Origin of the sequence: Marinobacter sp. tcs-11 (assembly GCF_002049515.1) — a bacterium.
In the GTDB taxonomy this organism is placed as follows: Bacteria; Pseudomonadota; Gammaproteobacteria; order Pseudomonadales; family Oleiphilaceae; genus Marinobacter; species Marinobacter nauticus.
This window is the reverse complement of record NZ_LLYU01000038.1, coordinates 1-8,653: the sequence shown is the minus strand read 5'-3', so window position 1 is coordinate 8,653 and position 8,653 is coordinate 1. Positions and strand designations below refer to the sequence as shown.

Here is an 8,653-nt window from a genome sequence, read left to right as displayed (position 1 = left end):
CGTGACCGATGGTGCCCACGTTTACGTGCGGCTTGTTACGCTCAAACTTTGCTTTAGACATTTCGACCAATCTCCCTAATCAACCAGGATCGCAACGTTGACCGGATAAAAAATGGAGCTCATGACCGGAATTGAACCGGTGACCTCATCCTTACCAAGGATGTGCTCTACCGACTGAGCTACATGAGCATTGAAACCAAATTGGAGCGGGCAGCGGGAATCGAACCCGCGTCATCAGCTTGGAAGGCTGAGGTAATAGCCACTATACGATGCCCGCGAGCAATTAGTGGTGGAGGGGGCAGGATTCGAACCTGCGAAGCTTTCGCGTCAGATTTACAGTCTGATCCCTTTGGCCACTCGGGAACCCCTCCCGAACAAATCCGCAAAAGCGAACCTGCTTAAAACTTAAAGTGGAGCTGGCGGACGGAATCGAACCCCCGACCTGCTGATTACAAGTCAGCTGCTCTACCAACTGAGCTACGCCAGCTCACATTCGCCTGTTCAGCGAGGGCGGTATACTACGGATTTTTTTCCGGCCTTGCAACACCTTCACAAGCATTGCTTTCAACGAAATCGAACTCGTAACCGGTTTTCGCTTCAACCGCTTGAACCCATTCACTTTCTGCCATGGATTCAACCTCAAAAACGAGCGCGTATCCTAAACGATTTCGAGGGAACTTGGCCAGCACTACATTCAGATTTGCCTGTTTTTTTTCTGCCATTACCGATTGCGCAGCCTCAAGGGATTCGAACAGTCCCAGGGAAATGGCGTTACGGTACTCTCCACGGGAAACAATGTACGATTCCACGCCCTGAAGATAGAGCTCACGGAACTGGGCTCGCGCTGCTTCCGGCGGCTGCGGAGGAATCAATACCCAATGCAGGGGCGGTAACTCCTTCTCAACCTCAACAATGCCGACTCTATGCTTGAGACCGGCCGCCACATTCTCGGCGTCATCCCTCGCATCAAACATTCCGAGCGTTATCCGTAGACAACTCTCTTCCCGGGAGGGGCTCTCCATGGTCTCGGAAGCCACTTTCAGACTGGAGACACGTGGCAGGGTTCCAGATGAAACGCCAACATAACGGGATGGCTCGATCCAGGCCGGCACAAACCAAACAGCCAGATTGAGAGCTGCCAACAGAAACGCCAGCCACTTCATCACAGAACGCCCGCGCTGGCGATTCGCTCAAGACCGTCAAGCACCATACCCTCAACTACGTTTGCCTCAAGACCAAGGGCCTGCAAACGCCGGGCATCGCCACCGGTCAGATAGATCGCAGAGAGTCCAAAGGCTTTTGCATCGCGATGAATCCCCTGGACAAGGGCCTCGGTGAGCCAGGCCAGACCGTGGTTGACGCATTCGCCGGTCGATTGTCCCGGGCGGGTGTCGAGTTGCTCACTCTGCTCAAATCCAATTCGTGCCGCATCCACTTTCAGACTACGGCGCATCATCTGGAGCCCAGGAAGAATGTAGCCACCGAGGTGTCGCCCGCCGGCATTCACATAGTCCACGGTGACGGCGCTACCAGCATCGACAACGGCGAAAGAAGCCTTACACCTGACCCAGCCTGCCAGCATGGCATGCCATCGATCAGCCCCCATGCGCGACACATCCCCATAGGAATTGGACAGGCCATCGCGCGTCGACTCAGCCCAGCAATATTCAACAGGCACCTTGGCCCGGGCAAGCAACAGTTCATGAAGTTGCGCGCGGGCGCTTTCCGAGGCCACCGTCGACACCAGAATTCTTTCGATGTCAGACCAGTAGCCTGAAAGTCCTGTCAGGGGCTCAGCATCTGCCATGACCGCTGCCCCTTCAAGAGGGCCGCCTGTTCCAGTCAGTCGCCATTTCAGGCGGGTATTACCAGCGTCAATCAACAGAATCATTCAGACACCCGCAAACTGATATCGCCCGCCCGCACCGGTATTTCGCCCTCTGCTGTTTTCAGGAGGTAGTTTCCGGTTTCGTCGATACCGCCTCCCAGGCCCTTTAATTCACCGTCACGGGTGACGAGGGGCAGGCCGCTAAAGATGTCACGGCGCTGCCAGCGCTCCCGGAATTGCCGGAAGCCACCGGCCTCAAATTCCGTCACTGCTGCCAGAATGTGAGCAATCATCCCGGCAGCGAGTTGGTTGCGGACCCAGGCCTGGTCTGGCCAACGCTTGTCCAGGCTCGTCCAGGGCTGATCAACGTCTTCAGCTCGAGTCATATGCACGTTGATACCGATTCCTGCGATCACCTGAACACAACCTTCCTGGAGTTCGCCCTGGATTTCTACCAGGATCCCACCAAATTTCTGGCCCTGGGCAAACAGGTCATTGGGCCACTTGAGCCCTACCTCACCGCCCCCTACCTGCTCAATGGCATTGGCGACGGCAACGCCCAGGGCCAGACTGAGGCCATCCAGGGCCGAGAACCCACCTTTTATCGACAACCCAAGGCTCAGGTAGAGGTTCTGGCCCTTGGGGCTGGCCCAGTTCCGACCTCTTCGACCACGGCCGGACGTCTGACAGTCAGATAACACCACCGGGAGTGGCGCCGACGTCAGTAGGCGCGCAACCTCGGCGTTTGTGGAATCCACTTCATCCAGAACAGTGAGCTGTATCCGCTCTCGAACCGAAGCATTGAGCTGACCAAGAATGATGTCACGGTCAAGCAGGTCCAGTGCGGACACCAGCTGGTAACCCTGCCCGCGAATGGTCCGTATGTCAGTTCCGTCGGCGATAGCCTTGCGGATATGCTTCCACACCGCCGTCCGGGAAACGCCCAGCTTCTGGGCCAGCGATTCACCGGAATGGATTTCACGATCACTGAGCAGGGACAGCAATGCATTGGATTTCATCAATGAGCTTCCAGACTGGGAATAAACAAGCCCGGATTAAACAACAGGAGGGGATTGAAAAGCAAAGGGGCAGCACTGGCCTTACCCCTTTACCGGTCGCGACGTTAGGGGATAGGTGTCGCGGTCAGGTTTGCGCGAATATTCACGTTCTGCAGCACGGCGCCGAACACGGCGGTCTGGGCGCCACCCACAGGATGAACCAGATCGATATTATTTATGGTCAGTTCCTTGAAACGGGTTTCCGCCTTAACCGCGAATCCCAGTGGACGGTTCAGGCGATCAGCCTCAGAAGGAGAGGACACATACCGATAACCCTGGGGGGCCGAGGCATCCATAATCTTTTCATCTCCACGGGCGCCATTCACCCCCAGCGAGTCCGCTCCATTTTCTTTCTTCACGACTCGGGTCTGGTAAACGTCAACGGATAGATCGGTTTGAATACCGTAGGTATTGTCGTCGACGCCATCACCATCGAAATCACCACCGTCACTCGTGTAAATATTGTCCAGAACCAGGCGGGTTCCGGAACCATTCACGGCCCGCCCCTGGCCATCGACGGTCCGATTGGTTTCCCACAACAGCGAATTCCGCTTCTCGCTGCTCTGAGCACGGGCGAGGATGTTCTTCATCTCGATCGTGACACCTTCCTCTCCCCGCATTTCCCACTCACCGCCCGATGCCGAACAGGCCGAGGCCGAAGCACCAGCGCCACCCACACAGACGTTGCCGGCACCACCAGGCTTGATCAACGTCGTGCTCCCCTGTTCAAAACGCTGGATCTTCAAACGCCCAAGGCTCTCTCCATCGACACCATTACCGATCCGGACATTGCCGATATCCATGGTGCTCCAGGACTCTTCCGTTGCCAGCGCCAATCCTTCATCGGTAACATCCAGAGTCATGTTACGAACATGACCATCATAGGTCATATCGGTCAGCCAGAGACCTTTCTGGGGCTGCTCACCGTTACCTTCGTCATAAGGAGCGGCAATCACTGCAGCACGACCGTCACGAATGTGAATATCCGAATTAATTGTCAGGCCCTCACCGGACGCGCCACCGGCTCCGAGCGTCATGTGACCGTCCAGCGTAAAATCGTAGGCGGGATAGATGCCGAGCGCCAACAACAATTCTGTGCCACCCTGCAATGGCGCATCATCACTGCCAACGCGCATCCCATTAATACGGTAACCGGCCTCAAGCCCCTCAAAGCCAATTCTCAAACCGTCATAGAATCGGGTTCCACCCTGAACACCGTCACGGGTAACGTTCACGGTGATATCGCCCTGCCCCCAGGACTGAAGGCCGCTGATAATCACCCTGTTGCCGTCCTCGGTATAGCTCAGATCAGAAAGCCTTAGGCTCCACTGGGCAGCCAGCCTCAGGCCCTGGGCACCGGCATCGACATGGCCTCCGCCCTGCAGGTAGAGCGCATTGGTGTAGTTGCGACCACCAAATACCTGGTCTTCCAACAGAAAGCTCAGGTTGAAGGCCCCAAAGCTCTTACCAGCACCGCCAATCTCAATGGCTCCGACCTCAAACTCGCCTTCCATTCGCCCAAGCGTTAAACCCACTGCCGGTCGGCCGCGCCAATCCTCACCCACATCCAGACGAAGGTCCTGAATTCGGTAGGAACCAGTGATGTCTCTCAGGGCGAGTGCATGGCCATCATCGTGATAGAGGAAAGACGCGCTATGTATGGTTGTCTCGTTATCAAACCGCAACCCCTCCCCTGCGCGGCCTCCTGCGGATATATCGGTCGTTGAGGACAGTTCGTACTGGCCAGAGAGACCGCCATAGCTGGGCAGCAGGTCACCGTTACCATTGGTGCTACGGCCATAAATCGCAGGATCGCTGGAATATCGAATAGCACCGACCTGCCAACTACCATTTACTCTTGGAGCCGTCAGTTCCAGGGTCTGGCCCACCCGCTCCAGAGTTACTCCCAAGGCCTCAACGGACATCGTAATATCGTCCAGAAACACCGAATTACCGTTGGTTCTATAGCCCAGACGGCCTCCCGTCATGGTGTACGCGGAATCAAATTCATAGCCGGTTCCACCTGCGGTCTGCTGGCGCAGGCTCAAGGTGCCTTGAAGGCTATGATCAAAGAAAATCCCGCCCATACTGACACCGGGCGCGCCGGCCAGCCGGATGTCCGAGAATTCGACCCGCCGGTCTTCTACCAGGTATTCGAGATTCAGCGCAGAATCACTGCCGATATCGATCCTGGTCCGATGAAATGCGCCCTGGCCCGGCACTTCCGAGGAACCCACCCGCATGCCTTCCAGATGGACGCCTTTGTTATCGTCGTAATAGGAAAGCTTGTCTGCGGTCATGGTCAGGTCAGTTTCGATGGTAATCCCGCTCTGGCCTCGTATCTCAGACAGCGCCCGGTCATCAAGGCTCTGGAGATCTGCAGCGGTTATCATCGAATAGCTGCCCAGGCCCAGGACGACCGTACTCAGGGGCAGGATTCCGGAAAGCTTACGAGTCATGATGCCTCCTGGCTAAGGGGTTCCATCCGGAAAAACCAGAAGGTTACCCTGCATGATCACGTCCCCCTGCATTTCCACCGCAAAGATGTCGGTTTGCTGAAAGCCGGGGTCAGTTGGTCGTGGCGTGCTACTGGAAGCGATTCTGAACTGTACGTCAGAAAACCGGACAACATTTGGCAAGCCCAGCTCAATCACATCACGGTCAAAGAGTGCACCATCCCCCCCAAAGCCGGAATCGATCGAACGCACCCTCAGGGTCAGACCCTCAAAGGCGAACATCCCTCGAATTTCATCCAGTACCATCCATCCGCCATCCTGCTTCAGCCGATAGGCAAAGCGAGCACCGCATTTCTTATCTGCCTCATCACACCGGCCAAAGTAATTGTTCTGAACCGGACCTCCCATTTCGTTGATGCTGATGTCGCCAGACAGATAGATCCCCCCCTGGCCGGAGACATCAGCCAGGGCGTCGTCCCCGAGCGGCGACATCTCGGAATACGCCAAGGCGGGAAGCAGGGCCGCAAAGAGCAGGCAAAACCGGGTAGCTGAACAACAAGTCAGACGGATCATGGCGCCAAGTCCTTGGTTCTGATTTCCAGGTGCTGAATGAGCATTCCTTCGATGCGGGCGGAGCCAAAATCCCGGTCACCAACACCAAAGTTGCCAATCCGGAGATTGCTCCGGTATTCCGGATTGGTGTAATAGGCTTCATAGAAGTCCCAGGTTGCGGTATCGCTGCCATCCCGAAGCCCGTTTGCGGCAATCTGCCCGGGTGCCGGCGCAGCGATAGCATCTACCTCCAGCACGAAATTGCCCGTACCGTCGACATCAAAAAACACTGGCTGGAGCTCGTTACCGATCGCCAGTTGAAGGACAAAATCGGACATGGTGATGCGGGAGCCACACTCGCTGCCATCCTGAGTACAGGCGTTGATGGTTAGCTCCGGAGAGTAGAAGTTCAGCTTGAACTGGCCGGCCATTTGCTGGCGCGCGTCATCACCCCAGAGACGCAGGTAGCTGCCGTCAATCACGGCACTTTTCGCATGTATATTCAGGTTGGCAGAGCGGTCGTTGCCCACCGCGACATTCATCTGCATTCCCATATCGGCTCGCTCGCCGATCCAGGATTCAGTTGCGGGGCGGCTTGAACAGGTACCGCTTCCGGCAGCCGCTGAGCCACCCAGGCAATCGTAACCCTCGGCCGCACTGAGCATCGCGGGCGCGGCGATTTCCAACACCGATTTATCTCTGACCCCGATCGTGTTGCCGTCCACCACGTCAATTCGCCAGGGATGCAGCAAACGCCCCAGGTTGACCGGGGTCAGATTCTGACCATAGGCGGAATCAGCGCCCGCGATGTACAAGTGATTCACGGTGATATCCACGTCCTGCCCGTCCGTGCTTTTGATGCCCGTGATTCGGAATATACGGGCCTGGTTGCCATTGGCATCCGGCGCGTCGGTTCCATGGGAGAAGGTAAAGTTATCGAGAACCAGGCCTATGCCGGCGCCATCGATCTCGGACATCTCGGACTCATTAAGAGTCACCATCTCAGCCTGGAGGGGCAAAGACCACAAGAGCGCTAACGACAACATTGAAGTGCAGGGGAAGTTGCAGAACCCGAATCCTCTCATCAGAACAGCCCCCGACCACGGTCTATGTACTCAGTCCGATAACGGTCCGTGCCGTACAACGCCTCATTCAGGTTTACCTCGGTGGCGCCATTGGGGATATTGAAGAATGCACCGGACGTCGCCCGAATAAAGTCCTCCACCGTGATGTCGGTCTTCTTGACGTCCTTAAGCCAATCCAGATCTTTGGTCTGAAACGAAATAAACGCACCATCGGCGGGACCGGTTATTCGCCGTTCACCATTGACCTCCTCAACCTGGCCAATCGGGAAACTGTTGTAAATATCCAGATCAAAGCAGGAGTCGATACCCAGAACCATGCAATCCTGGGCGTAAACATAGATATCACCAGACCCACAGCTGAAAAAGGAACAATCCGGCACCTCAATCTCCGAGCTGGATCCCCAGCCAATCAGATTCTTCAGCGACCACCGGGTGAATCCGGCAGCGCCTTCAAGGACGAATTTCTCCCCGTTCGGGATGCCTATGTATTCGGCCCGGATAGGATCAAGCTCGCCAATGCGCGGGTCGCCTTCGGCTCCGTAGACCAGCTGCGCCTTGGTGGCGAGCGGGCTGCCGGATTCGAGCAACGGAGTTAGAAGTACAATCAACTGATCAAAGAAATTGCCCGTTGAGTTCGCTTCCCGGAGGCCCTCACCCCGATCGATAATGTCAACATTGACGTTACCGGTCAGTGTTTCGATCTTGCCGGAAAGAATACCCATGGACTCACCAAAGCCCAGACGAACACCTACCACCTCGTTGGTGGTCTCATCAAAGGCAAACTCGAAGAACGGGCTATCGATCATGAACGGAACAATTTCATTCTCGCCATAGGCTGAGCCATCGGGGCGATATTGTCGCGGGGCATCAGGGTTCTTGCTGTAGTAGGCCTGGTTATTGATGTACCCGAGCGCAAAATCGCGGATCAGTACATCGGAAGAACCCTGCTTCTCCCCCGCTCGCTCATATCGCCCCATCTCGAGAACATCGACATTGGTCTGGATTTCGATATCCATACCGAGATTGACACGGGTATAGGAGGTATTTTCGTTGGGATCGGGATGGTACTGGCGGTCTATGGAGACAAAGGCCTGACCTGTCACCTCGGACAGCTGGGCATCAGAAATGGGCTGCAAATCTGCATGGGCAGCCGAAGACAGCGCCATGGACAGCGCAAGGAATAGTCTTTTACGTGTACTCATAGCCATACCTGCCCGCCGCTTGTTGTTATTGACGGCAATGATCGAATGACTGATGAGTGTCTCTGAAGCTGGCTTTATAGTTTTTTCTTCGCCAGTCTTAAACGAATGTTAACGTTATTTACCGGACGTAACTGTGCGGCTGGTCACAGGGTCATATCTGCTCGCTTTCCTGCAGGCAATAAAAAAGCCCCGGCAGCAATTGCTGTCGGGGCTGTTTTATTTAGGAGCCTGACGATGACCTACATTGCTCAGGCCTGTTGGCCTTCGGCCCTTCGGGCCCGCCGTCGCTGCGCTCCCGCGTCCTGCGGCGTGCGTGGCACGCCTTGTCACATGGGGGCCGTTGTAGTGCACAGCAGGGCCTCGATCCAAAATAAAAAAGCCCCAGCATCAAGGATGCTGGGGCTTGTTTATTTAGGAGCCTGACGATGACCTACTCTCACATGGGCAACGCCACACTACCATCGGCGCAGGT

The 8,653-nt window shown here is 55.9% G+C and carries 7 protein-coding genes and 4 tRNA genes; all 11 read right to left on the bottom strand.

From position 1 onward, the window contains the following. Positions 1-113: 113 nt before the first annotated feature. The 11 genes from ARC85_RS19335 to ARC85_RS19285 all read right to left on the bottom strand — a co-directional run bounded on the left by ARC85_RS19335 (position 114) and on the right by ARC85_RS19285 (position 8,181). Positions 114-189: transfer RNA gene (locus ARC85_RS19335), tRNA-Thr, on the bottom strand. A gap of 13 nt (positions 190-202) precedes the next feature. Next, positions 203-277 (bottom strand) — tRNA-Gly (locus ARC85_RS19330). Between the two features lie 10 nt (positions 278-287). Beyond that, positions 288-371: transfer RNA gene (locus tag ARC85_RS19325), tRNA-Tyr, on the bottom strand. 40 nt (positions 372-411) lie between these two features. Next, positions 412-487: transfer RNA gene (locus ARC85_RS19320), tRNA-Thr, on the bottom strand. 31 nt (positions 488-518) lie between these two features. Next, on the bottom strand, positions 519-1,163 hold the full coding sequence (locus tag ARC85_RS19315) for a hypothetical protein (RefSeq protein WP_286715940.1): 645 nt from the start codon (positions 1,161-1,163) through the stop codon (positions 519-521). Beyond that, positions 1,163-1,891 carry a type III pantothenate kinase gene (locus ARC85_RS19310; RefSeq protein ID WP_206854960.1) on the bottom strand — a complete coding sequence of 243 codons (729 nt, stop codon included), beginning with the start codon at positions 1,889-1,891 and terminating at the stop codon, positions 1,163-1,165. Before ARC85_RS19310 ends, ARC85_RS19315 begins: the two co-directional genes overlap by 1 nt. Next, positions 1,888-2,847: a biotin--[acetyl-CoA-carboxylase] ligase gene (locus ARC85_RS19305; protein ID WP_278350392.1), complete on the bottom strand. Its 960-nt coding sequence runs from the start codon at positions 2,845-2,847 to the stop codon at positions 1,888-1,890. Before ARC85_RS19305 ends, ARC85_RS19310 begins: the two co-directional genes overlap by 4 nt. 104 nt (positions 2,848-2,951) lie before the next feature. Continuing rightward, positions 2,952-5,345 carry a DUF6160 family protein gene (locus ARC85_RS19300; RefSeq protein ID WP_286715937.1) on the bottom strand — a complete coding sequence of 798 codons (2,394 nt, stop codon included), beginning with the start codon at positions 5,343-5,345 and terminating at the stop codon, positions 2,952-2,954. Between the two features lie 12 nt (positions 5,346-5,357). After that, the gene (locus tag ARC85_RS19295) at positions 5,358-5,915 is read right to left on the bottom strand and encodes a hypothetical protein (protein ID WP_286715935.1); all 558 of its coding nucleotides are present in this window, start codon (positions 5,913-5,915) and stop codon (positions 5,358-5,360) included. Beyond that, a complete protein-coding gene (locus ARC85_RS19290; RefSeq protein ID WP_014420475.1) occupies positions 5,912-6,871 on the bottom strand; it encodes a hypothetical protein in 960 nt (319 codons plus the stop codon). Before ARC85_RS19290 ends, ARC85_RS19295 begins: the two co-directional genes overlap by 4 nt. Before the next feature lie 107 nt (positions 6,872-6,978). Continuing rightward, positions 6,979-8,181 carry a DUF6160 family protein gene (locus tag ARC85_RS19285; RefSeq protein ID WP_286715932.1) on the bottom strand — a complete coding sequence of 401 codons (1,203 nt, stop codon included), beginning with the start codon at positions 8,179-8,181 and terminating at the stop codon, positions 6,979-6,981. Positions 8,182-8,653: the final 472 nt, after the last annotated feature.